This is a genomic window from Streptosporangium sp. NPDC001681, from assembly GCF_040298085.1.
Classification (GTDB): Bacteria; Actinomycetota; Actinomycetes; order Streptosporangiales; family Streptosporangiaceae; genus Streptosporangium.
In genome coordinates this window covers 38352-60648 of the sequence record NZ_JBEOZN010000010.1, presented here as the reverse complement: position 1 = coordinate 60648, position 22297 = coordinate 38352, and the positions used below count along the sequence as shown (strand labels likewise).

Sequence of the window (22297 nt, the reverse complement as noted above, 5' to 3'; positions counted from 1 at the left end):
CCGTGCACGGGCCGGCGCGCACCGGTCCGGTGCACGGGCCGGCGCCGTGCTCGGCGTCCCGTCCGCCCAGCCGAAGACACGCTCCCGCCGGGCGGAAGGACTTCAGACGGAGGCCGCCAGCCTCCGCTTGAACTCCTCCGCCGCCGCCTTGGGATCGTCGGCCTCGGTGATCGCCCGCACCACCACGACCCGGCGCACCCCATGGGAGACGACCTCGTCCAGGTTGGTGAGGTCGATGCCGCCGATGCCGAACCAGGGCCGTTCGGTCTCCAGGGCCGCGGCATGCCTGAGCAGGCCGGGGCCCGGAGCGTGCCGGCCGGGCTTGGTGGGCGTCGGCCAGATCGGGCCACAGCAGAAGTAGTCGACGCCGGGCTCGACCGCCGCGGCGGACGCCTCCTCGGGGGCGTGAGTGGAACGCCCGATGAGGATGTCGTCGCCGAGCATGTCGCGCACGATCGGCACCGGCAGATCGCCCTGGCCGAGGTGGAGCACGTCGGGTCGGATCGCGTAGGCGATGTCGGCCCTGTCGTTCACGGCCAGGAGCTTGCCATGCCGGTCGCAGGCCGCACGGAAGACGGCGAGGAGGTCGAGCTCCTCGCGCGCCTCAAGACCCTTCTCGCGTAGCTGCACGATGTCGACCCCGCCCGCCAGGGCGGCGTCGAGGAAGTCCGCGAGATCTCCCCGGTCACGCCGTCCGTCGGTGCACAGATACAGACGGGCGTCAGAAACCGAGGGCTTGGGCACGTCTCTTCACTTCCGTGTGGCGGCCCGCCACGATCGCGTCGACCGGCGAGCCCGGCAGCGTGTCGTCGGGGGTGAAAAGCCAGCGGAGTGACTCGACGTCGTCGTATCCGGCGTCGAGGAGCACCGTGAGAGTGCCCGGCAGCCCCTTGACGACGTCCGCGCCGGCGAGGAAGGCCGCGGGGACCTGTGGCTCGCCACCGCCCCTGCGCACTCCGATGAGCTTGCGGTCCTTGAGAAGTTGCTTGGCGCGACCGGCGCTCAGGTTGAGCCTTCTGGCAACCTCGGTCAGGGTGAGCCACTCGCCCACCAACTGGTCGGTCTCCCGGTCGATCTGCGCAACAGAAAGCGTCACGAATCCACCACTACCACATCGAGCCCTTCGCCAAACACCTGGCGGCGAGGTTACGCCACCGTACAGTCGCGCAACGCTATCGCAGGGTCGGCGAGGCGATTGACGTCGAGGCGCCGTCCGCCCTCGATGAGGCGGCGCCCCTGGACGAGGTCGCGGGGGCGGTTGACCGAGAGGACCGCGGCGAGCCGGTCGTCCTCGGTCACCCAGCACACCGCCCACCTGGTGTTTCCCTCGGCCTCCGGGTCGCCGCGCCGGATCAGGCGGGCGCCGTCGTGGTACCCGGCGTACTGGACCATGTGGCCGAACTGCTCGGACCAGAAGTAGGGGACCGGATCGTAGACGGCGACGTCGCCGACGAGCGTGGCCGCGGCCACGTCCGGGGCGCCCAGGGCGGTGTCCCAGTGCTCGACGCGGAGGCGCACGCCGTAGCGGCGCGACCACCAGGCCGCGCAGTCGCCCACGGCGACCACTCCGGGCAGCGAGGTGCGCAGGTGCTCGTCGGTGACCACGCCGTTGTCGAGCCGGATGCCGGAGCCGACCAGCCACTCGGTCGCGGGCCGCACGCCGACGCCCGTGACGACCACGTCGGCCTCGACCGCGGAGCCGTCGGCCAGGGTGAGCCCCCCCTGGTCGACCGAGGCGACCATGGTGCCCAGGCGCAGGTCGACGCCGGCCTCCGCGTACCAGGCGGCGGTGTACGCGCCGACCTGGCCGAGCGCGGCGGACAGCGGGACGTCGGCGGCCTCGATCACGGTCACGGCGCAGCCCGCCTTGCGGGCGGCGGTGGCCACCTCGGCGCCGATCCAGCCCGCGCCGATCACGGCGACCCTCGTCCCCCTGCCGAGCAGGGAACGCAGCCGGAGCGCGTCGTCGATGGTGCGCACCACGTGCTGTGAGCCGTCCCCGCGCAGCCGGATCGGGCGCGCGCCGGTGGCGATGACCAGGCCCTCGTAGGCCAGCTCGCCCTCGGTGGTCTCGACCACGCCGGGGTGGAGCCCCTTGGCGGAGACGCCCGCGCGGAAGTCGACCTCAAGCGCGTCGAGGTCGGAGTCGACGACGGTGGAGTCGGTCTCGCCGAGCAGCACCCCCTTGGACAGGGGCGGACGGTCGTACGGTCTGTGCCGCTCCTCCCCGATCAGCGTGATCCTGCCGCCGAACCCGCGGGCCCGTAACGCCTCGACGCTGCGTACGCCGGCCAGACCGGCGCCTACCACCACGACATGATTCACACTTCCCGACCATAAGCGTCAGCACCGTACTCCTACCAACGGTCGTTGATAACGAAAACGGTATTTACCTCACATCTGACGCTCTAAGCGTGTTGCCGGACCCCTTAGGGTTGGGGGGAAGACGCGCGGGAGCCCGGAACGCACCGGGCTGAGAGGAGGGCCGCGGAGCGACGAAGGACCCGGCGCGAGCCAGGTGGTGTGCGAGGAACGGATCCGCACGGCACCGGTGAGCGAGGTCCGGCGGCGACCGCGAGCGGGCCCTCGACCGCCACGAACCTGATCCGGGTCATGCCGGCGAAGGGAGCGGAGTACGTATGGCGGACCATTTCCACCTCCTCGTCATCGGCGGGGGGGTGATCGGACTGTCGGTGGCCTGGCGTGCCGCCGGCCGGGGCCTGAGGGTGGCGGTGGCCGACCCCGCGCCCGCCTCCGGCGCCTCGCACGCGGCGGCGGGCATGCTGGCCCCGGTCAGCGAGGTCACCTACACCGAGGAGCCGCTGCTGCGACTGGGCCTGGCCTCCCTGGAACGCTGGCCCGCCTTCGCCGCCGAACTGGCGGACGCGAGCGGGCACGACCTCGACCACCGCACCGACGGCACCCTCGACGTCGCCTTCGGCTCGGACGATCTGGCCGCGCTGGACGATCTCGCCTCCTTCGTCGCCAAGCTGGGGTTGCCCGCCGAGCGGCTCACCGGCCGCGAGTGCCGTCGTCTGGAACCCATGCTGGCCCCCGCGGTCCGCGGCGGCCTGCTGGCGGGCGGCGACGCCTGGGTGGACCCCAGGAAGGTCACCGCCGCGCTCCTCACCGCCCTGGAGCGGGCGGGCGGCACCCTGGTGCGCGCCCGCGTGGCCGGGCTGCTCACGGCCGCCGGAGCGGTCACCGGGGTACGGCTGGCGACCGGCGAGAGTGTCGGGGCCGAGCAGGTGATCCTCGCCGCCGGCGCCTGGTCGGGCTCCCTGCCGGGGATGCCGCCCGAGGCGCTGCCCCCGGTGCGGCCGGTCAAGGGCCAGATCATGCGGCTGCGCTCCCCCGTGCCGATCCTGCGGCGATGCGTGCGCGGGGTCGTGCACGGCTCGAACGTCTACCTGGTGCCACGCGGCGACGGCGAGGTCGTCCTCGGCGCCACGCAGGAGGAGATGGGCTTCGACACCCGTGTCACCGCCGGTGGGCTGTGGGAGTTGCTGCGCGACGCGCGGGAGCTCGTCCCCGGCGTGACCGAGCTGGAGGTGGCCGAGGTCACCGCGGGTCTGCGCCCGGGCACCCCGGACAACCTGCCGCTGATCGGTCCCACGACCGTGCCCGGTCTGCACATGGCCACCGGGCACCACCGGGGCGGGGTGCTGCTCGCCCCGCTCACCGCCGACCTCTGCTCGGGCGACACCGACCCGGAGCTCTCCCTGATCTGCTCACCCCTCCGCTTCCAGGAGCACCCACCTCAGGAGCTGTCATGAACGTGACCATCAACGGCGCCGCGCACGAGTTGCCCGCCGGGGCGACCGTCGCGCAGGCCGTGCAGCGGCTGACCGGCATGCGGAGCGGGGTGGCCGTCGCGGTGAACGACGAGGTCGTCTCGCGCGGCGCCTGGGAGGCCACCCCGCTCGCGGAGGCCGACAGGGTCGAGGTGCTCACCGCGGTTCAGGGAGGATGAGGGGCATGGTGGACGATCTGATCATCGGCGGCGAGAAGTTCTCCTCCCGTCTCATCATGGGCACCGGGGGCGCCCCGTCCCTGGAGATCCTGGATGCGGCGCTCGCCGCCTCGGGGACCGAGCTGACCACCGTCGCGATGCGGCGGCTCGACCCGGCCGCGCGGGGCTCGGTGCTCGACGTGCTGCGCCGGCGCGACATCAGGGTGCTGCCGAACACCGCGGGCTGCTTCACCGCCGGGGAGGCCGTGCTGACCGCCAGGCTGGCCAGGGAGGCACTGGAGACGAACTGGGTGAAGCTTGAGGTCATCGCCGACGAGCGCACCCTGCTGCCCGATCCCATCGAGACCTTCGACGCCGCCGAGCGGCTGGTCGCCGACGGGTTCGTGGTGCTGCCCTACATCGGCGACGACCCCGTGCTGGCACGCAGGCTGGAGCAGGCGGGCTGCGCGGCGGTGATGCCGCTGGGGGCGCCCATCGGTTCCGGCCTCGGCATCCGCAACCCGCACAACATCGAGCTGATCGTGGAGTTCGCGAGCGTGCCGGTGATCCTGGACGCGGGGATCGGCACGGCCAGCGACGCGGCACTGGCCATGGAGCTGGGCTGTGACGCGGTTCTGCTGGCCACCGCGGTCACCCGGGCGCAGCGTCCGGAGCTGATGGCGCAGGCCATGCGCTCGGCCGTCGCGGCGGGCCGGGCGGCGCGCCTGGCCGGGCGGATACCCCGGCGTCGCTACGCGGAGGCCTCCTCCCCTCTTCATCGATAGAAAACGACCACGTCTCGGCATCGGTTTGGGATTCAGGGACCCTGTCGGCGTCAAATCGCCCGTAAACTCGGCCACGTGGACACGACGCTTACGGACCCCCTGGTCGGGAAACTCCTCGACGGGCGTTACCGCGTTGAGTCCCGGATCGCCCGGGGCGGAATGGCGACCGTCTATCTGGCCCTGGACATCCGGCTCGACCGCACTGTCGCCGTGAAGGTGATGCACCGCTCGCTCGCCGAGGACCCCGCCTTCGTACGGCGGTTCATCGGCGAGGCCAAGTCGGTGGCGAGCCTGTCGCACCCCAACGTGGTGCACGTCTTCGACCAGGGCACGGATGGCGACAACGTCTACCTCTCGATGGAGTACGTGCCGGGCCGGACCCTGCGCGACGTGCTCCGCGACCGTGGCAGGCTGCCCGCCCGCGAGGCACTGGAAGTCATGATCCCGGTGCTCGCCGCGCTGGGCGCCGCCCACCAGTCGGGCCTGGTCCACCGGGACGTCAAACCGGAGAACGTGCTGCTCGCCGACGACGGCCGGGTCAAGGTGGTGGACTTCGGCCTGGCCCGCGCGATCGAGGCGACCAACCAGACGCGCACCGGCGTCATGATCGGCACCATCGGCTACATGTCCCCCGAGCAGGTCACCTCGGGGGCCGCCGACGCCCGCAGCGACGTCTACGCGGCCGGCATCATGCTGTTCGAGCTCCTGACCGGCCGCCAGCCGTACGAGGGCGACACCCCGATGTCGGTGGCCTACCGGCACGTACACGACACGGTGCCGGTACCCTCCGCGCTGCTCCCCGGCTCTTCCCCGCTGCTCGACACCCTGGTGGCCAGGGCGACGGCCCGCGATCCCGCGAACCGTCCCGCGGACGCCACCGCGCTGCTGGTCGCCGCCGTCGACGCGCACCGGATGCTGCCCAGGGAGAGCGGCCCGGTGCCGTCCGTCCCCGTCGGGCCGCCGCACGCCCACGAGACCGTCGTGTCCGCACCGTCCGCACCGCCCGCACCGGCCAACCACACGCTGATCCAGCCCCGCGTCGAGTTGCCCACCGGCCCGGTGGGCGACCAGCCACCGCCCGTTTCCACGACGCGCAAGATGTCCGGCGCCCGCTGGTTCCTGCTCGCGCTGGCCGTGGTCATGGTGATCGCGGTGGGGGTGACCGGCTGGCTGTTCTCACAGAACACCACCATCGTGGTGCCCTCCACCCTGGTGGGCAAGAACATCACGGTCGCCACCAGCGAGGCCAGACAGCGCGGCTTCACCGTCGAGGAGGGCGAGGCAGAGCACGACGAGAAGGTGCCCAAGGGCAACGTGCTCCGCACCGATCCCGTGGCGGGCACCGAGGCCGAGCCGGGGAGCAAGCTGATCCTGATCGCCTCGGCCGGCCCCAAGCGGGTCGCGGTGCCCAACGTGGTGGGCATGACCGAACCCCAGGCCAGGAGCAGGCTGGCGGAGGCCTCACTGGTCGTCGGCAAGGTCAGGAGGCAGCCCAGCGAGACCGTGCCGCGTGACCAGGTGATGCGGACCGTCCCCGCCGTGGGAAACCCGGTCAAGGAGGGCAGCAAGGTCGATCTGGTGGTGAGCGCGGGCCTGCTCATGCCGGACGTCATGGGCATGCCCCGCGACCAGGCGGACGGGGTGCTGCGCGGGGCGGGATTCGCTCCCGAGTTCGTCGAGCAGACCGACGCCGCCCAGCCGTGCACGGTCATCGCCCAGGACCCCCAGCCCAAGGCCGAGGTCGACAAGGGCGCCGTGGTCCGGCTGACCCTTTCGCAGTGCGCCGGCGAGTGGCACTGGCCCTGGGAGAACAACGGCGAGCAGCCTCCCGGCGACGGCGGCAACGTCGTGCAGATCCCGAACATCATGTTCAAGGACTTCAGGGCGGCGCGCGACGAGCTGCGCGCCGCGGGGGTCACGGTGAAGCTGAGGCGGACCCTGGGCAAGGGCAGGGTGCTGGCCCAGATCCCGCCGGGCGGCCAGACGGTCCCGGCCGGCACCGAGGTCACCATCTGGTACTGACGGCCGGGCCTGGCGGGCTCGGCGAGACGGATCCCCGTGCTCCGGCCGGTACCGGCAGCCGGGCACGGGACGAACCTCCGGGTGCTCAGCCCTCGGCCAGGAAGCCGTGCAGGCGGATCCTGGCGAGACCGCCGTCGGGGTGGATGTCCACCCTGGCGTACGCGGCCTCGGGCGCGTCGGTGATGCGGAAGCGGTGCCGGGTGTCGGGCAGCAGGCGGGTCCTGGGCAGCAGCGGGAACCAGGTGGCGCCGTCCGCGCTGCCGGTGACGGAGACCTCGGCGGGAGCGTTGAACACCAGGTTGGTGGTGTCGATCTCGGCGAGCCTGACGATCCCGGGCCCCGCCAGACGGATGACCAGCCAGTCGTTGCCGCCGTCGCGGCGGCGGGCGGTCTCCCAGCCCTCGGCCTGGTGGCGGGCGAGGCCCGGGGAGATGGCGTTGTTGGGCGAGGAGTAGAACTCGTTGGAGCAGGCGGTGACGAGCGCGCCGTTCTCCAGCGCGGCCAGGTCCAGGCCGAGTCCCTCGTACACCGACAGGTCGGGCCTGATCTCGCCGTGCACCCGCAGCCTGGCGATGCCCCCGTCGGGGAACATGTTCAGCCGCACATGGGTGTAGCGGCGCTCTCCGGACACCTCGAAGAAGTGCTCGGCGTCCCCCTCGAGGTCGCTCATGGGCACGATCTCCACCCAGTCGGCCGTCTCCAGTTCGGCGACCGTCGGATAGCCCTCGGCCTCGCACGCCTCGACGGAGGCGTGCGGCGGGTAGTTTCCCTTGAACCAGGCGGTGTCGATCACGACACCCCGGACCACCCCGGGCATGCCGAGCCTGACCAGGGCCCAGTCGTGGCCGGGCTCGCGCCGCCTGCGGGTCTCCCAGCCGTCGTAGACCTGGCCCTTGGCGCCGAAGGTGTGCGGGCGGAAGCCGGGGCGTCCAGGCCTGATGAGGCTCTCCTTCTCCGCGAAGGACTCGTCGTTGGCCGCGATCACCGAGCCACCGAGGGCGCGCAGGGCGAGGTCGGGCAGTGCGGTGAACTCGATCAAGGAGAGAACCTTTCTCACGAGGAGCGGAATCCTGGCCGCCGGATCGTTCCGCGGGAGCGCTAAAGCAGGACGCCCCTGAAGTCCTTCCGCACGGCCCGGCCGCGCAGCCAGGTCGTGCGGACCGCGCCGGTGAGCGTCCTGCCGTGATAGGGCGTGACCGGGTTCCTGTGGTGCAGCCTGGCGACGTCCACGGTCTGGACGGCGTCGGCGTCGAAGGCGACCAGGTCCGCGTCGGCGCCCTCGACGATGGCGCCCTTGCCGTGCAGCCCGGCCAGTTCGGCCGGGCGGGTGGCCATCCAGCGCACGACGTCGCCCAGACCGTGCCCGCGCCGCGCCGCCTCGGTCCAGACCGCGGTCAGGCCGAGCTGGAGGGAGGAGATACCACCCCAGGCGGCGGCGAAGTCGGGCACCTTCAGGTCGGGGGTGGAGGGCGAGTGGTCGGAGACGACGCAGCCGAGCACCCCGTCGGCGAGCCCGCGCCAGAGCTCGTCGCGGTTGGCCGAGGCACGGATCGGCGGGCAGCACTTGAACTGGGTGGCGCCCTCGGGCACCTCCTCGGCCACCAGCGTGAGGTAGTGCGGGCAGGTCTCCGCGGTGAGCCTGATCCCCTCCTGCCTGGCTCTGGCCAGCGGTTCCAGGCAGAGCGCGGACGACACGTGCAGGATGTGCGCCCGCACCCCGGTCTCCGCGGCCAGCGCGGCGACCCGCTCGACGGCACGGCGCTCGGCCTCCCCGGGGCGGGAGTCGAGGAACTCCGGGTACCGCGGTCCCACCGGGTCCGCGAGCAGCGCGGGGTCCTCGGCGTGCACGACCAGCAGGCCGTCAAAGGAGGCGATCTCCACCATGGCCGCCCGCAGCCCGTCCGTGTCCAGCGGCGGGAACTCCTCCACCCCCGACGGGGACAGGAAGCACTTGAACCCGCGCACCCCCGCCTCGTGCAGCGCCCTCAGGTCCGCGACGTTGCCGGGGATCGCGCCGCCCCAGAAGGCGACGTCCACCGCGCACTGCCCGTCCGCGGCGCTCCTCTTCACCGCCAGGGCGTCCGCGTTCACGGTCGGCGGCAGCGAGTTGAGCGGCATGTCCACGATGGTGGTCACCCCGCCCGCCGCGGCGGCCCGGGTGGCGGAGGCGAACCCCTCCCAGTGGGTCCTGCCGGGCTCGTTGACGTGCACATGGGTGTCGACGAGGCCCGGCAGCAGCGCGACACCGCCGAGGTCGACCTGCTCGGCGGCGTTCAGCTCGGCGTCGTGGGCATGCACCCCGACGATCTTCCCGGCCCTTACCGCGACGGCCGCCGGTCCCTCCTTCCCGGGCAGCACGGCCCGGCGGGACCGGATGACCAGATCCAGCACGTCCTCAGCCCTCGCACTCATCGCCTCTCCGTTCCTGCCCGCTTCTCGCCGCGGAACGCGCCGGCCTGGACGCCCGTACCCCGCTCACGCTCATCGGCCCCGCGTCCCCTTCCCGCCCCCGCCGCGCCCGGACGGTGCCGGAACGGCGCTCAAAGGTGCCTCTCGGCGACCGTGCGCGCGAGCCGTTCGAGTAGCGGGCCCGCCTGCGACATGCACACGGCCGGGTCGGGCTCGATGTCGGTGAGCGCGTAGGCGGCCGTGATGCCCGCCGCGCTCAGCTCCTCGTCGCCGAGAGCCCGGCGCCCGCAGACCACGACCACGGGGACTCCCGCCTTGGCCGCGGCGCTCGCGACCCCCGCGGGCGCCTTGCCGCGCAGCGTCTGCTCGTCGAGCGAGCCCTCACCGGTGACGACGAGGCGCGCGCCCTCCAGGCTGTCGTGGAATCCGAGCAGGTCGAGGAGGTATTCGATGCCGGGCCGGAACTCGGCGGCCAGGAAGGCCAGCGCGGCGAAGCCCACTCCCCCGGCGGCGCCGGCGCCCGGCTGCCCGGCCACGCCCATCGAACGGACGACGCCGTCGTGCTCGGCGGCCCCGACCAGGCCGTGGGTGTGCGCGGCGACGGCGGCCAGCCGGGCGAGGGCGGCGTCGAGCAGCCTCACCTCGTCGGGGCTCGCGCCCTTCTGCGGCCCGTACACGGCGGCGGCCCCGTGCGGACCGAGCAGCGGGTTGTCCACGTCGCCCGCGACGACGAACTCGACATCATCAATCTTGATAAGGCCGGATTTATCGATTTTCGCCAGGTCGCCGAGGGCGGCTCCACCAAACGGGAGCTCCCGCCCTTCGGCGTCCAGGAAGCGGACGCCGAGCGCCCGCATCATGCCCGCACCCCCGTCGGTACAGGCGCTGCCGCCGAGACCGAGCACGATCCGCCGGGCCCCGCGCCGTACCGCGTGGGCGATCAGCTCGCCGGTACCGTGGCTGGTCGCGGTGAGGGGCGCCGTCTCGACGCCCTCGTGCGCGAGCGAGCCCGCCGCCGGGGCGATCGGCCCCGAGGCGGCCGGCAACCGCCGCAGCCCCGACGCCTCGGCCAGCTCGACGACCGCGGTGGCCACATCTCCTTCCCCGAGGGCGTCGCGCCAGGCATAGGAGGCGAGGACCGGCTCACCGACGGGGCCGGTGACCTCGACCTCGACCCTGGTGAACCCGCAGGCCACGACCGCGTCCACGGTGCCGTCACCGCCGTCGGCCACCGGCAGCGCGACCGTGGCGACACCGGGCCCGAGACCCGCGGCGATCCGCGCGGCGACCTCGGCACCGGTCAGCGAGCCCTTGAACTTGTCCGGGGCGATCACTACATGTCCCGACGACTCAGACAACCCTGCTCCCTAATGGCGGATGGGCGGCACGCGCCCCCCGCCCGTGCGAGCCGGTGGGGAGCGAATGCCTGACCCCGGTGAAACGGAGAACAATCATCACATCCACCGCTGAGCGCCCCCGACGCCCGGTCCTCATCCGCCGACCTCCTGGCCCGCGGTGAAGCCCTGCTCGGCGGCCAGCCGCATGAGGCGGCGGTGGGCCTCGCCACCGGCGCGGCCGAGTTCGTCCTGGGCGACGGTGCGCAGCTCGTCGTCCTCGACGACGGTCTCGCCGCCCACCAGCAGCCGGGCCAGCGGTGGCTGCCGGGTGCCGAAGACCAGGGCGCAGACCGGGTCGGCGACCGCGGAGGCGAAGGCCCCGGTGCGCCAGAGGGCGATGTCGGCGAGCTTTCCCACCTCCAGCGAGCCGAGCTCCTCCTGCCGGCCCAGGTTCCTCGCCCCGCCCAGGGTGGCGATCTCCAGGGCCTGGCGGGCGGTGAGCGCGGTGGGCCCGTACCTGGCCCGCTGGAACAGCAGGGCCTGGCGCATCTCGCCGGAGAGCGAGGTGAGCTCGGCCGAGGCGCTGCCGTCCACCCCCAGGCCGACGTTCGCGCCCCTGCGCAGCATCTCGGAGACGCGGGCGATGCCGGCGCCGAGGCGGCCGTTGGAGCTCGGGCAGTGCGCGGAGCCGGTACCGGTCTGGGCGAAGACGTCGATGTCGTCGTCGCTCAGGTGGACGGCGTGGGCGAACCACACGTCCGGGCCGAGCCAGCCGAGCTTCTCCATGTAGTCGACCGGGCGCTGCCCGATCTGCCGCAGGCAGTGCTCCTCCTCGTCGAGGGTCTCGGCGAGGTGCGTGTGCAGCCGTACCCCCTTGGACCTGGCCAGCGCGGCGGCCTCGGTCATCAGGTCGGCACTGACGGAGAACGGCGAGCAGGGGGCGACCGCGACGCGGAGCCTGGAGGAGAAGGACGGGTCGTGGTAGGTGTCGACGGCCTCGGCCGTGGCGTCGAGGATCTCGTCGAGCCGTTCGACCACCACGTCCGGCGGCAGGCCGCCCTGCGACCTACCCCGGTCCATCGAGCCCCGGGCGGGGTGGAAGCGGAGCCCGACCTCCCGGGCCGCCTCGATCTCCGCGGCGAACAGATCCCCTCGCCCCTTCGGGAAGATGTAGTGATGGTCGCTGGAGGTGGTGCAGCCGGACAGGGCCAGATAGCCCAGCCCCGCGCCCGCCGCGCCCTTCACCACCTCGGCGTCCATGGCGGCCCACACCTGGTAGAGCGCCGTCAGCCACTCGAACAGCGTGGCGTCCTGGGCGAGCCCCTGGGAGGCCCACTGGTAGAGGTGGTGGTGGGTGTTGACCAGACCGGGGGTGGCCAGGCAGCCGGTGCCGTCGATCCTGACCGCACCCGGTACCACCGGGGCGGGCCCCGCGCCGAGGGCCACGATCCGGTCACCCTCGATGTGGATGTGTCCCGAGGGGATCTCCGGGCCCACGACCGGGGCGATGTGCGCGTTCTCGATCAGGATGGCGCTCAACGGGACTCCTTCTCCTCGCCGCGCGGCCCCGGCCCCGCACCGGCCTTGCGTGCCGCGGCGAGGCGTACGGCGTCGAGGATCTTCTCGTAGCCGGTGCACCGGCACAGGTTGCCCGCCAGGGCCTCGCGGATCTCGGCGTCGGACGGGCGCGGGATCCGCTCGATCAGGTCGTGGGCCTGGACGACGAGGCCGGGGGTGCAGAACCCGCACTGGACGGCTCCGCACTCGACGAACGCCTCCTGGACCGGGTCGAGCCGGTCGCCGTCAGCGAGTCCCTCGATGGTGCGGACCACGCGGCCCTCGGCCTGCCCGGCCGCGACCAGGCACGCGCAGACGGGCACCCCGTCGAGGTAGACGGTGCAGGAGCCGCACTCGCCCTGCTCGCACGCGTTCTTGGAACCCGGCAGGCCCACCCGTTCACGCAGGACGTACAGGAGGCTCTCGCCCTCCCAGACGTCGTCGGCGGTCTCACTGCGGCCGTTGACCGTGAAGGTGACGCGCATCAGCCTGCCCTCCTCTCGAAACGCCCGGAGCGCAGGTCGTTCCACGCCCAGGTCAGGGTGCGCCGCGCCATCACCGCGATGGCGTGACGCCGGTAGTCGGCTGTGCCGCGCACGTCGTCGATCGGCGAGGCGGCCTCGGCGGCCAGCTCACCGAAGCGCCCGAGCAGCGCGGGGTCGAGCCGCGCCTCCCAGTCGAGTTCGGCGGCCAGGAACTCCTCGGCCGCGACGGCGCGCCGGGGGGTCGGGGCGGCCGAGCCGATGCCGGTGCCGACCCGGCGCTCCGCGGGGTGGAGCGCGATCGCGAACGAGCAGACCGCGATCACCATGGCGTTACGGGTACCGACCTTGGAGAAGTACTGCGGGCCGCTCGCCGGGCTCATCCAGAACGCCCTGATCAGCTCGTCGGGTTCCAGCGCGCTGCGCTTGACCCCGAGGTAGAAGGCCGCGGCCGGGATCATCCGCACGCCCCGGGCGGCGGAGGCGACCTCGATGACCGCGTCCCCCGCGAGCAGCGGCGGGTGACTGTCCCCCGCGGGCGAGGCCGCGCCGAGATTGCCGCCCACCGTGCCCCGGTTGCGGATCTGCGGCGAGCCGACGGTACGGGAGGCCTGGGCGAGACCCGGCAGCCGGTCGCCCAGTTCGGCGATCAGCCGGGCGTACGACACGCCCGCACCGACCCTGAGCCTGCCGTCCGCCTCCTCACTCCAGGTCGCGAGCTCGGCGATCCGGTTCAGGTCGAGCAGCCCGGCGGGCCTTCGCACGTCGAAGTTGAGCTCGACCATCATGTCGGTGCCGCCCTGTATGGGCGCCACCTCCGGCCGGTCCGCCTTGGCGGCCAGCGCCTCCGCCCAGGTGGCGGGTCGCAGGAAATCCACGGTCATCACTCCCAGGCGAAGCGGGCGTCGGGGGTGTCGTCGCGGAGCACGCTGCCCTCGATCAGCCCGTAGGGACGGTCGGCGGCGTAGAACACCTCATTGGGGTTGTCCAGCCCGAAGGGGGTGAGGTCCACCAGGAAGTGGTGCTTGTTCGGCATCGCCAGGCGCACCTCGCAGACCCCCTTCCGGGTGTTCAGCACCCGCTCGCCCATCGCGTAGAGCGTCTGCTGCAGCGACAGGCTGTAGGTCTCGGCGAACGCGCCGAGCAGGCAGCGGCGCACCTCGTCGTAGGACTCCCCGTAGTGGGAATCCGCCAAGGAGGCCCCCAAGGAGTCCCCGTGCGGGGGCATGCCTGGCAGGTGCCGCCAGCGGGCCGAGACCTCGGTGGCCAGGACGCGGTCCCTGGTGGGTTTCAGGGTGGTGTACTCGTCCTGGGCGAAGCCGGAGAACTCCGACCCCGTCGAGTTGAGCACCACCAGGTCCCTCAGCCCGGAGACCACGGTGGTGGTGCCGTCCCGGTCGTGGTGGACGACGCAGGTGCGCGTCTCCCTGCCGGAGCGAACGAAGGAGTGCCCGGCTCCCGAGGCGGAGTCGCCGTTCACCGGGATCCGGTCCCAGAAGTACTCCTCGATCTCCACCCGGGCGTGGTGGACCGTGGGCTGGGAGTCCACATAGTGACGGGCCAGCAGGATCGCGAAGTCCTCGATCTGGGCGACACCGTGCTTCCTGGCGAAGGCGTACACGGTGTTCTTCTGCGTGTCGGTCGGCAGGACCGCGGCGTTGTCGCCGGTGAGGTGGACCGCCTCCATGTCGCCGGAGAGTGCCGAGCCGACGGTGACGTCCTTGATGTGGTGGACGTCACCGTCCCTGACGACACGGACCAGGCGGGTCTCCGCCTTGCCGTAGCGGTTGGGTCCGAGAACGACGGGCATGCTAGCTCCCTCGATACGTCGAGTAGGCGAACGGGCTGAGCAGCAGGGGCACGTGGTGGTGTTCCCCCGGGTCCGCCACCGTGAAGTCGATCGAGACCCGCGGGTAGAAGGCGTCCACCGCGCGGGCGGCGAAGTAGTCCCCGGTCTCGAAGACCAGCCGGTGGGCGCCCGCCCCGCAGGTCCATCCCGCGATCCGCCCGTCGGCGTCGGTGACGCCCTCGGCGAGCACCTCGCCGTCCCGCTCCAGGCGTACCGCGACACCCGCCGCCGGCCTGCCCAGGGCGGCGTCGAGCACATGCGTGGACAGGCTCACGTGGCCGCCCCCAGGAGCTTCGCCAGCCGCAGACGGATGATCTTCGCGAGCTCGGCCCTGACCACGTCCCGCTCGGTGTCCTCGTCGTTGCCGAGCCGCTCGGTGAGGCGGGCCAGCATCTCCTCGGCCGACAGGCCCGTGGCGCAGATCAGGTAGACGTGGCCGAACCGCCGCTCGTAGGCGCGGTTGCCCTCCGTCAGCCGGTCCAGGACCTCCCGCCCCGCCGCCGCGACCCCCGACTGCTCGCGGCGGGACCAGGCCGCCTCCCTTCCGGAACGACCGGCCACCGGGCCGCCCTCGCGTGGCGGCTCACCGATCCTGGGGTGAGCTGCCAGCGCCTCGCGTACGCCGGACCAGTCCAGGCTCCGCACGGTGGCCTCCGCGACCTCGGCCAGCCTGTCGAGGTCACGGTAGGGGCGCGACGCCGCCACCCGCGCGGCGAAGTCCCGGCAGGCGCAGCAGGCCAGCAGTTCGGCCTCGGCCTCCTCGGTGCCCAGCGCGTTGAAGGCGGCCAGCCCCGCGGCCTGCGGCGCGGAGTGCACGTTAGACATGGGAGCAGTACACACACCACCGGCGCGTACAGTCCAGCGGCAAGCACCCCAAACTATGCCAAGGGTTCGCCGCAGATTTCCGCAACATACTCCAAACCTGCTGGTACCCGGCGCTCGGTTCCCCTTGGGAGACGCGGCTGAGCGCACCGCCGGCGCCCCTCACCGGTCACCTCGCCCCAGAGTGCGGGGAGGGCAGGTCAGGTGGGCGGCCTGTCGGCTGTGAAGCGCCGAGGGCGCCGCCTAAACTGAGGTCACCATGACTTCTCTCTCCTCCATCGGCGGACACGTCTCCGTCACCGGCGGTCTCGCCAAGGGCGGGCTGCGCTACGCCTCCGACATCGGTGCCGAGATGATCCAGGTGTTCGTCACCAACCCTCGCGGCTGGGCGCTCGCCGTGGGTGACCCCGCCCAGGACGCCAAGCTCCTCGAGTCGGGCGTGCTCTCCTTCGTGCACGCGCCCTACCTGGTCAACATGGGCTCGCCCAGCGCGGAGACGCTGGAGAAGTCGGTGGCCACCGTGCGGCACAACCTGCTGCGCGGCCACGCGATCGGCGCGAAGGGAGTGGTCGTCCACACGGGGTCGGCGGTGAGCCAGTCCCGCGACGAGGCGCTGCGCCAGCTGCGTGAACATCTCCTGCCGCTCCTGGACGAGATCCCCGACGACGGGCCCGACCTGCTGCTGGAGCCGATGGCCGGGCAGGGCGCGGTGCTCTGCGCGACGGTCCAGGACCTGGAGCCCTACCTGGCGGCCCTCGACTGGCACCCCAAGGCGGGGGTCTGCTTCGACACCTGCCACGCCTTCGCCGCCGGGCACGACCTGTCGACCTCCGAGGGCGTCAACGAGACTCTGGAGGCCCTGCACGCGATCGCCCCCGGACGGCTCAAGCTGGTCCACGCCAACGATTCCAAGGACGTGTGCGACTCCAGGAAGGACCGGCACGAGAACATCGGCTCCGGCCACATCGGCGCCGAGCCCTTCGCCGACATGCTGAGCCATCCCGTGATGGCCGGGGTGCCGTTCTGCATCGAGACACCGGGCGGCGCCGAGAAGCACCGCGAGGACATCGAGGCGCTCAAGAAGCTCCGCGACCGGGTGAGTTCCTGACCTGCCGGAAGGTCGGACGGGACGCCCGTCCTCGTGATCCGGCCGCCCCCGTGTGGCCGGATCACGGTCCGGCCCGCTGGCTAACGCGGGCGTCCCGTCGTATCGGAGAGCGGCGACCCCTCCCCCTTCCGGTCAAGGACCCGGTGGCCGGATGCCGGCGGTCACCCCGTGTCCGCGCATCAGGTCCTGTGCGAGCCTTACGGCCCTGTCCCCCCTGATCCGGCGGGTCTCGCTCTCCGATGAGGGAACACTAGAGGCGCGTCCAGACGAGCGAGCGGCGCTTTCCCGCCAGCGCGATTAACGGTCAGTAGTTGTCGATGTGCGGAGAGCTCCGGCGCGACGAACGGCTCACGGCGGGCGACGAACGGTCGATCGGGGGCTCGTGGGACCCCTGGGACCCGCCCGTGCCGGGGAAACGCCGATGGGCCGTACGGCCGTGGAACGGCACACGGAAGGCGCGGGGCCGGTCGGCGCGCGGAGAGACGCCAAGGGGACGGCGACCGTGGCACGGCAGCGGAAGCCCGCACGGACGCGAATCACCGCGCGAGGGCCCACAGAGAGCGTGCCGCGGCTACCGCAGGGCGGCCGCGGAGGGCAGGGGCCTGGCCCGGACCACACCGGGGACGGCCGGGCGGTCACGGAACTGGCGGACCAGCCGTTCGCGGACCTCGCGGGCGTGCCGGCGGCTGACCGGAAGCGTCTCGTTGCCCACCCGGAGCATCACCCTGCCGCCGTCGAAGCGCAGCTCGCTCACGTGCCGCACCGAGACCAGCGTGCTGCGGTGCACCCGGATGAACCCCGACCCCGCCCAGCGCCGCTCCAGGGCGGCCAGCGACATGCGGACCAGGTAGCTGCCCTCGTCGGTGTGGAGCCGGACGTAGTCGCCCTGCGCCTCGGCGAACCAGACGGCCTGCTGGGGCACGAACCGCGTCCGCCCCGCGAGCTCGACCGGGATGACGTCCTCCAGCACGGGGTCGGCCGCAGCCGGAATCATGGACTCCAGGCGCCGTACCGCCTCGGCCAGCCGGTCGGCCCTGACCGGCTTGAGCAGGTAGTCGACCGCCTCCAGCTCGAAGGCCTGCACCGCGCACTCCTCGTGGGCGGTGACGAAGACCAGCCGCGGCGGGTTGGGAAACCCCGCGATGAGCCTGGCCAGGTCGAGGCCGTCCAGGCCCGGCATCCGGATGTCGAGGAACACCCCGTCCAGCCGCTCGCCCGCGCCGATCATCTGGACCATGTCCTGGAGCGCGGTGACCCCGCCCGCGGCCGTGGAGACGTGCTCGATACGGGGGTCCTGGCGGAGGAGATAGGCGATCTCCTCAAGGGCGGGGACCTCGTCGTCAACGGCCAGGACTCGCAACATGACCCCACGCTGCCCTCTGAACCACACCCGCCGCAAGCCTCATGGCAACTTCAGGTAATGGTTTGACTACAAATGGCTATTGGCGGGGTGGAGCTTGGGAACGCGGAGCCGCACCGTCGTGCCCGCGTCCGGGGCGCTCTCCACGACCAGGCCGTAGTCCTCGCCGTAGATCTGGCGGAAGCGCACGTCGACGCCCGCCAGCCCGATCCCGCCCTCCTCTCCCGGCGGCGCGGAGCCGTCGAGGAGCCCCCTGGCCCGCTCGGGGGGCATGCCCAGGCCGTCGTCCTGCACGCTGATGTGAGCCTCGGCTCCGGCGTCACTGACCACCACCCGCACCTCTCCACGACGCCCCGCGGCGGCCACGCCGTGCTTGACCGCGTTCTCCACCAGCGGCTGCAGGCAGAGGAACGGGACGGAGACCGACAGCACCTCCGGCGCGACCCTGAGGGTGAAACGGAGCCGGTCGCCGAACCTGGCACGTTCCAGGAGCAGGTAGCGGTCCACGCAGTGCAGTTCCTCGGCGAGGGTGGTGAAGTCGCGTGCCCGGCGCAGCGCGTACCGGTTGAAGTCGGCGAACTCCACCAGCAGCTCCCGCGCCCGCTCGGGGTCGGTGCGGACGAACGAGGCGATGGTGGTCAGCGCGTTGTAGACGAAGTGCGGAGACATCTGGGCGCGCAGCGCCCGCATCTCCGCCTCCATCGTCCGCCGCCGCGAGGAGTCGACCTCTGCCAGCTCCAGCTGCCCCGAGACCCACCTGGCGACCTCGGTGACGGTCCGCACCAGTACCACGCTCACCACGGCGTCATACGCGGCGAGCGTCCCGACCACCCGCCCGTCGACGGTGAGCGGTACGACGACCCCGCCCCCGGTGGCACAGCCCGGTGTGTCGCAAGCCGGTTCGTCCCCGGTCACCACGTGCGGGCGCGCCGAGGCCAGTACGGTCCTGGCGTGCTCGGGCGCGTGGTCGCGGTGGCAGCCCGCCGCGCCGTCCCAGGCGAGCAGGCCGCCGCTGTCGGCGACCGCGACGGCGCTGGTGCCCAGCAGGGTACGCAGGTGGCGGACCGCCTTACGGGCGGACTCGTGGGTGAGCCCGGACCGCAGCGAGGGAGCCGCCATCGCCGCGATGTGCAGTGTCAGGAAGGTGGCCTCGTCCGTCGGACCGCCCTGCCGGTCCGGGGGCCGCCGGCGCGGGCGGGGAAGGACGAGTCCGAGAAGGGCGCTGAAGGCGCAGAGCAGCACCCAGCCCGTGGTCGACATGCGGAAAACCGTAGTCAACCCACCCCGGAGATCGGGGGCGAACGCCGATCACGGACCGATCAGGGCGGACCTTCGCCCGCTTCCTCCTGATAGGAGTAGCGCTGCTCGCGCCAGGGGTCGGCGATGTTGTGATAGCCGCGCTCCTCCCAGAAGCCGCGCCTGTCCTCCAGCAGGTACTCCACGGCGCGCACCCACTTGACGCTCTTCCACGCGTACAGGTGCGGGACGACCATCCGCACCGGGAACCCGCGTTCCAGGGCGATGGGCTTCTCGTCCAGCTCCAGCGCGAGCATCGTCTGTGAGCGGTCGAAGTCGCCTATCCGCACGTTGGCGCTGTAGCCGTACTCGCCCCAGATCATCACGTGCTTCACACCGGGCGCGGGCGGGGCGACCTCCATCAGCGTCGCCGCGGACACCCCGCCCCACTCGTTACCCATGATCGAGAACTTGGTGACGCAGTGGAAGTCGGCCACCACCGTGGTGCGCGGCAGCGCGGAGAACTCGGGCCAGGTGAAACGGTGCTGCTCACCCGAGGCCGTCGCCCCCATGACGTGCAGTTGCCAGGTCTCCGGGCGGAACCGGGGCACCCGGCCGTAGTGGATCACCGGTCGGCCCCGGGGGACGTACTGGCCCGGAGGCAGGCGAGGCTCCTCCCACGAAGGTTCGGACTGCTCCACCATCACTCCCTCCGCCGTTTCCCCTATGGCACGTGGTAATCCTGCCATCGCGGACTTCCCGGCGCCCCGGCGGCTACCGAATAACGTTCTCTCGCCTGGCGGGGCAGGGGCGCTCTGACCGTGCGCTATCATTTCCCACTATGCGTACAGCGTTCTGGTTTTTTTATGGCGACGGACCCGTGAGTCGGACCGTTCGCCACCAGATGCTGCGCTGACAGCCTGGCGAACAGAAGGCCCCGGGTCCGGTTTCGGACTCGGGGCCTTCTGCTTTTCCCGGTCTTCATCGAACACACCACAGACCTCGGAGCCGGTCGGACCGGCCGGAGCCGTCGAAGAGGGAGAGACATGGTCATCGTCATGGGACCCGGCGCCACGGAGCAGGACGTCGAGGCGATCGTGGAGGTCATCGGCACGGCGGGCGGCGAGGCGTTCGTCAGCCGGGGCGTGAGCCGTACGATCATCGGCCTGGTCGGCGATGTCGCCCAGTTCACCACCCTCGACCTGCGAGGCATGACCGGGGTGGCCGACGTGATGCGGGTGAGCGCGCCGTACAAGCTGGTGAGCCGCGACAACCACCCCGAGCGGTCCACGGTCCGCGTCGGCGGTGTGCCGATCGGTCCCGGCACGGTCACCCTGATCGCCGGCCCGTGCGCGGTGGAGACCCCCGAACAGACCCTTCAGGCCGCCCGGATGGCCGCTGCCGCCGGGGCCACCCTGCTGCGCGGCGGCGCCTACAAGCCCCGTACCTCCCCGTACGCCTTCCAGGGGCTCGGCGAGGCCGGCCTGCGCATCCTCGCCGACGTGCGCGAGCAGACCGGGCTTCCGGTCGTCACCGAGGTCGTCGACGCGGCCGACGTGGAACTGGTGGCCTCCTACGCCGACATGCTCCAGGTCGGCACCCGCAACGCGCAGAACTTCGCGCTGCTCCAGGCCGTCGGCGCCGCGGGCAAGCCGGTGATGCTCAAGCGCGGGATGAGCGCCACCATCGAGGAGTGGCTGATGGCCGCCGAGTACATCGCCCAGCGCGGCAACCTCGACATCGTGCTGTGCGAGCGCGGCATCCGCACCTTCGAGACCGCCACCCGCAACACCCTGGACGTCTCCGCGGTGCCGCTCGCCCAGCGGCTGTCGCACCTGCCGGTCATCGTCGACCCGTCCCACTCCGGCGGCCACCGCGACCTGGTCCTGCCGCTCACCCGCGCCGCCATCGCGGCCGGCGCCGACGGCGTGATCATCGATGTCCACCCGCGCCCCGACCAGGCCCTCTGCGACGGCCCCCAGGCGCTGGTCGACGGCGACCTGGGCGAGCTGGCCCGGGTGATGGAGCGGTTCCCGCCGCTGCTGGGCAAGGTCGCGGCCGTCGACGCCCTGGCCCCCGCCTGACCCATCCGCTCGCCACGGCCCCCCGGTCCCGGGTGCGCCCCCGGGGCCGGGGGATCCGATCTCAGGCGTCGAGCCGGTACTCCTGCAGGGACCCGGCGAGCTGGACGGCGAGCTCCTCGGCGTCCAGACGACGCTCGATCTTCTTCAGGTCGGCGACCTTCGCGGCGGTCTCGGCGCGGCGGGGGGCCAGCAGCGAGCAGCAGTCCTCGTCCGGCAGTTCGGAGATCGCCAGGGTTCCGATGCGGCGGGCCTCGGCCATGATCTCGGTCTTGTCCAGGCCGATGAGCGGGCGCAGGATCGGCATGTCGACCGCGTCGTCCTGGGCGGTGATGTTCTGCAGGGTCTGCGAGGAGACCTGGCCCAGGGAGTCGCCGGTGACCAGGGCACCGGCACGCAGGCGGCGGGCGACCTCCTCACCGGTCTTCAGCATCAGACGGCGCTGGGTGATCACCGCCAGGCGGTCCTGGCCGGAGGCCTTGATGGACTGCTGGGCCTTGCCGAAGGGGACGACCCACAGCCGGGACCCGCCCTGGAACCTGTCGAGTGCCCTGACCAGCGCGTACGCCTTGTAGATGGACTCGGAGGTGGTGAAAGGGATGCCGGAGAAGTGCAGGAAGTCGACGCGCAGGCCGCGGCGCATCATCCGGTAGGCGGCCACCGGGGAGTCGATGCCACCGGACATCAGGACCAGGCCCCGGCCGCTGGTGCCGACCGGCAGCCCGCCCTGGCCCGGCAGCCCGCCGGTGAAGACGAACGCCTCGTCGCGGTCGACCTCGATGGAGACCACCAGCTCGGGACGTTTCAGGTCGACCGGCAGTCCGTAGATGTCGTTGAGCTCGCCGCCGACCGAGCGGTCCAGCTGCATCGAGGTGAGCGGGAAGCGCTTGTCGCGGCGGCGGGAGCGGACCGCGAAGGAGACGCCGCGCCTGACGTCGTCGCGGTCGGCCAGCAGCTCGATGGCGGCCTTGGTGATCGCCGAGGGATCCTTGGCCACCCGCCAGGCACGGTGGATCCAGACCAGCCCGGGGACGTACGAGACGCGCTCGGCGACCGTGTCCGCGACCTCGACCTCGGTGCCGTCCGGCAGGAAGAGCGCGATGACGCCGTGGCGCTGCCGGACGTCGACCTTGACGCCGACATCCTTCAGCGCGGCCTTGATGTTGGCCTGCAACCTCCGCTCGAAGAGCTCACGGTTGTTGCCCTTGAGGACGACCTCGCCCAGTTTGAGCAGAACGCAGGGCTCGCCCAAGGCGGACATGGTCATGGTGCAACCTCCGGTGGAGCTTCGAGGGGA

At 72.2% G+C, this 22297-nt stretch carries 22 protein-coding genes; 6 read left to right on the top strand and 16 right to left on the bottom strand.

Features of this window, described 5'->3' with window-relative positions; all coding sequences use genetic code 11:
• Positions 1 to 102: 102 nt before the first annotated feature.
• The 3 genes from thiE to ABT130_RS06785 are packed head-to-tail and all read right to left on the bottom strand — an operon-like array spanning position 103 to position 2325.
• Positions 103 to 744 carry a thiamine phosphate synthase gene (gene thiE, locus ABT130_RS06795; RefSeq protein WP_350924408.1) on the bottom strand — a complete coding sequence of 214 codons (642 nt, stop codon included), beginning with the start codon at positions 742 to 744 and terminating at the stop codon, positions 103 to 105.
• Positions 722 to 1096, bottom strand: coding sequence for an Rv2175c family DNA-binding protein (locus ABT130_RS06790; RefSeq protein WP_326638209.1), 375 nt, complete (start codon positions 1094 to 1096; stop codon positions 722 to 724). The genes thiE and ABT130_RS06790 overlap by 23 nt, the downstream gene beginning before the upstream one ends.
• 50 nt (positions 1097 to 1146) lie before the next feature.
• Positions 1147 to 2325, bottom strand: coding sequence for an NAD(P)/FAD-dependent oxidoreductase (locus ABT130_RS06785; RefSeq protein ID WP_350953493.1), 1179 nt, complete (start codon positions 2323 to 2325; stop codon positions 1147 to 1149).
• A 314-nt stretch (positions 2326 to 2639) separates the two neighbouring features.
• Here ABT130_RS06785 and thiO point away from each other — a divergent pair, with 314 nt between their 5' ends.
• The 4 genes from thiO (at position 2640) to pknB (ending at position 6759) form a co-directional block, all read left to right on the top strand.
• Entirely contained in the window at positions 2640 to 3776 is a 1137-nt protein-coding gene (gene thiO / locus ABT130_RS06780; protein ID WP_350953491.1) for a glycine oxidase ThiO, read from the top strand.
• Positions 3773 to 3973 (top strand): sulfur carrier protein ThiS, encoded by a 201-nt coding sequence (thiS, locus tag ABT130_RS06775; protein WP_350924401.1) that lies wholly within the window; start codon positions 3773 to 3775, stop codon positions 3971 to 3973. The genes thiO and thiS overlap by 4 nt, the downstream gene beginning before the upstream one ends.
• Before the next feature lie 5 nt (positions 3974 to 3978).
• Complete coding sequence (locus tag ABT130_RS06770; RefSeq protein WP_343979663.1) at positions 3979 to 4737, top strand: thiazole synthase; 759 nt, start codon at positions 3979 to 3981, stop codon at positions 4735 to 4737.
• A 75-nt stretch (positions 4738 to 4812) separates the two neighbouring features.
• Positions 4813 to 6759 (top strand): Stk1 family PASTA domain-containing Ser/Thr kinase, encoded by a 1947-nt coding sequence (gene pknB / locus ABT130_RS06765; protein WP_350924399.1) that lies wholly within the window; start codon positions 4813 to 4815, stop codon positions 6757 to 6759.
• An 85-nt stretch (positions 6760 to 6844) separates the two neighbouring features.
• Here the strand turns inward: pknB and alc are convergent, their stop codons facing one another.
• From alc to uraD, 9 genes are all read right to left on the bottom strand, one after another.
• Positions 6845 to 7798 (bottom strand): allantoicase, encoded by a 954-nt coding sequence (gene alc, locus ABT130_RS06760; RefSeq protein WP_350953489.1) that lies wholly within the window; start codon positions 7796 to 7798, stop codon positions 6845 to 6847.
• 59 nt (positions 7799 to 7857) lie between these two features.
• Positions 7858 to 9171: an allantoinase AllB gene (gene allB, locus ABT130_RS06755; protein WP_350953487.1), complete on the bottom strand. Its 1314-nt coding sequence runs from the start codon at positions 9169 to 9171 to the stop codon at positions 7858 to 7860.
• A gap of 128 nt (positions 9172 to 9299) precedes the next feature.
• Complete coding sequence (locus ABT130_RS06750) at positions 9300 to 10526, bottom strand: glycerate kinase (protein ID WP_350953485.1); 1227 nt, start codon at positions 10524 to 10526, stop codon at positions 9300 to 9302.
• 132 nt (positions 10527 to 10658) lie between these two features.
• Positions 10659 to 12044, bottom strand: a complete 1386-nt coding sequence (locus tag ABT130_RS06745; RefSeq protein WP_350953483.1) for an 8-oxoguanine deaminase — start codon at positions 12042 to 12044, stop codon at positions 10659 to 10661.
• Entirely contained in the window at positions 12041 to 12547 is a 507-nt protein-coding gene (locus ABT130_RS06740) for a (2Fe-2S)-binding protein (protein WP_350953481.1), read from the bottom strand. The genes ABT130_RS06745 and ABT130_RS06740 overlap by 4 nt, the downstream gene beginning before the upstream one ends.
• Positions 12547 to 13422, bottom strand: a complete 876-nt coding sequence (locus ABT130_RS06735; protein WP_350924576.1) for an FAD binding domain-containing protein — start codon at positions 13420 to 13422, stop codon at positions 12547 to 12549. Before ABT130_RS06735 ends, ABT130_RS06740 begins: the two co-directional genes overlap by 1 nt.
• A gap of 5 nt (positions 13423 to 13427) precedes the next feature.
• The gene (gene pucL / locus ABT130_RS06730) at positions 13428 to 14354 is read right to left on the bottom strand and encodes a factor-independent urate hydroxylase (RefSeq protein ID WP_350953479.1); all 927 of its coding nucleotides are present in this window, start codon (positions 14352 to 14354) and stop codon (positions 13428 to 13430) included.
• A 1-nt stretch (position 14355) separates the two neighbouring features.
• Positions 14356 to 14667, bottom strand: coding sequence for a hydroxyisourate hydrolase (uraH, locus tag ABT130_RS06725; RefSeq protein WP_350924385.1), 312 nt, complete (start codon positions 14665 to 14667; stop codon positions 14356 to 14358).
• A complete protein-coding gene (gene uraD, locus ABT130_RS06720; RefSeq protein WP_350924383.1) occupies positions 14664 to 15218 on the bottom strand; it encodes a 2-oxo-4-hydroxy-4-carboxy-5-ureidoimidazoline decarboxylase in 555 nt (184 codons plus the stop codon). The genes uraH and uraD overlap by 4 nt, the downstream gene beginning before the upstream one ends.
• A 256-nt stretch (positions 15219 to 15474) precedes the next feature.
• Between uraD and ABT130_RS06715 the strand changes: the two genes are divergently transcribed.
• Entirely contained in the window at positions 15475 to 16323 is an 849-nt protein-coding gene (locus ABT130_RS06715) for a deoxyribonuclease IV (RefSeq protein WP_350924381.1), read from the top strand.
• 571 nt (positions 16324 to 16894) lie between these two features.
• Here ABT130_RS06715 and ABT130_RS06710 read toward each other — a convergent pair.
• The 3 genes from ABT130_RS06710 to ABT130_RS06700 form a co-directional block, all read right to left on the bottom strand.
• A complete protein-coding gene (locus ABT130_RS06710) occupies positions 16895 to 17686 on the bottom strand; it encodes a LytR/AlgR family response regulator transcription factor (RefSeq protein ID WP_350924379.1) in 792 nt (263 codons plus the stop codon).
• Between the two features lie 66 nt (positions 17687 to 17752).
• Positions 17753 to 18943 carry a histidine kinase gene (locus ABT130_RS06705; RefSeq protein WP_350924377.1) on the bottom strand — a complete coding sequence of 397 codons (1191 nt, stop codon included), beginning with the start codon at positions 18941 to 18943 and terminating at the stop codon, positions 17753 to 17755.
• 59 nt (positions 18944 to 19002) lie between these two features.
• On the bottom strand, positions 19003 to 19623 hold the full coding sequence (locus tag ABT130_RS06700) for a molybdopterin-dependent oxidoreductase (RefSeq protein ID WP_350924375.1): 621 nt from the start codon (positions 19621 to 19623) through the stop codon (positions 19003 to 19005).
• A 342-nt stretch (positions 19624 to 19965) separates the two neighbouring features.
• Between ABT130_RS06700 and aroF the strand changes: the two genes are divergently transcribed.
• Complete coding sequence (gene aroF / locus ABT130_RS06695) at positions 19966 to 21003, top strand: 3-deoxy-7-phosphoheptulonate synthase (RefSeq protein WP_350924373.1); 1038 nt, start codon at positions 19966 to 19968, stop codon at positions 21001 to 21003.
• A gap of 61 nt (positions 21004 to 21064) precedes the next feature.
• Here the strand turns inward: aroF and thiI are convergent, their stop codons facing one another.
• Positions 21065 to 22267 (bottom strand): tRNA uracil 4-sulfurtransferase ThiI, encoded by a 1203-nt coding sequence (gene thiI / locus ABT130_RS06690; protein ID WP_350924371.1) that lies wholly within the window; start codon positions 22265 to 22267, stop codon positions 21065 to 21067.
• Between the last annotated feature and the right edge of the window lie 30 nt (positions 22268 to 22297).

Excerpts from the sequence above, each read along its gene's own strand:
- thiO (WP_350953491.1), top strand. The coding sequence starts at position 2,640 with ATGGCGGACCATTTCCACCTCCTCGTCATCGGCGGGGGGGTGATCGGA.
- thiS (WP_350924401.1), top strand. The coding sequence starts at position 3,773 with ATGAACGTGACCATCAACGGCGCCGCGCACGAGTTGCCCGCCGGGGCG.
- ABT130_RS06770 (WP_343979663.1), top strand. The coding sequence starts at position 3,979 with ATGGTGGACGATCTGATCATCGGCGGCGAGAAGTTCTCCTCCCGTCTC.
- allB (WP_350953487.1), bottom strand. The coding sequence starts at position 9,171 with ATGAGTGCGAGGGCTGAGGACGTGCTGGATCTGGTCATCCGGTCCCGC.
- ABT130_RS06740 (WP_350953481.1), bottom strand. The coding sequence starts at position 12,547 with ATGCGCGTCACCTTCACGGTCAACGGCCGCAGTGAGACCGCCGACGAC.
- pucL (WP_350953479.1), bottom strand. The coding sequence starts at position 14,354 with ATGCCCGTCGTTCTCGGACCCAACCGCTACGGCAAGGCGGAGACCCGC.
- uraD (WP_350924383.1), bottom strand. The coding sequence starts at position 15,218 with ATGTCTAACGTGCACTCCGCGCCGCAGGCCGCGGGGCTGGCCGCCTTC.
- ABT130_RS06715 (WP_350924381.1), top strand. The coding sequence starts at position 15,475 with ATGACTTCTCTCTCCTCCATCGGCGGACACGTCTCCGTCACCGGCGGT.
- ABT130_RS06710 (WP_350924379.1), bottom strand. The coding sequence starts at position 17,686 with ATGTTGCGAGTCCTGGCCGTTGACGACGAGGTCCCCGCCCTTGAGGAG.
- ABT130_RS06705 (WP_350924377.1), bottom strand. The coding sequence starts at position 18,943 with ATGTCGACCACGGGCTGGGTGCTGCTCTGCGCCTTCAGCGCCCTTCTC.
- ABT130_RS06700 (WP_350924375.1), bottom strand. The coding sequence starts at position 19,623 with ATGGTGGAGCAGTCCGAACCTTCGTGGGAGGAGCCTCGCCTGCCTCCG.
- aroF (WP_350924373.1), top strand. The coding sequence starts at position 19,966 with ATGGTCATCGTCATGGGACCCGGCGCCACGGAGCAGGACGTCGAGGCG.
- thiI (WP_350924371.1), bottom strand. The coding sequence starts at position 22,267 with ATGACCATGTCCGCCTTGGGCGAGCCCTGCGTTCTGCTCAAACTGGGC.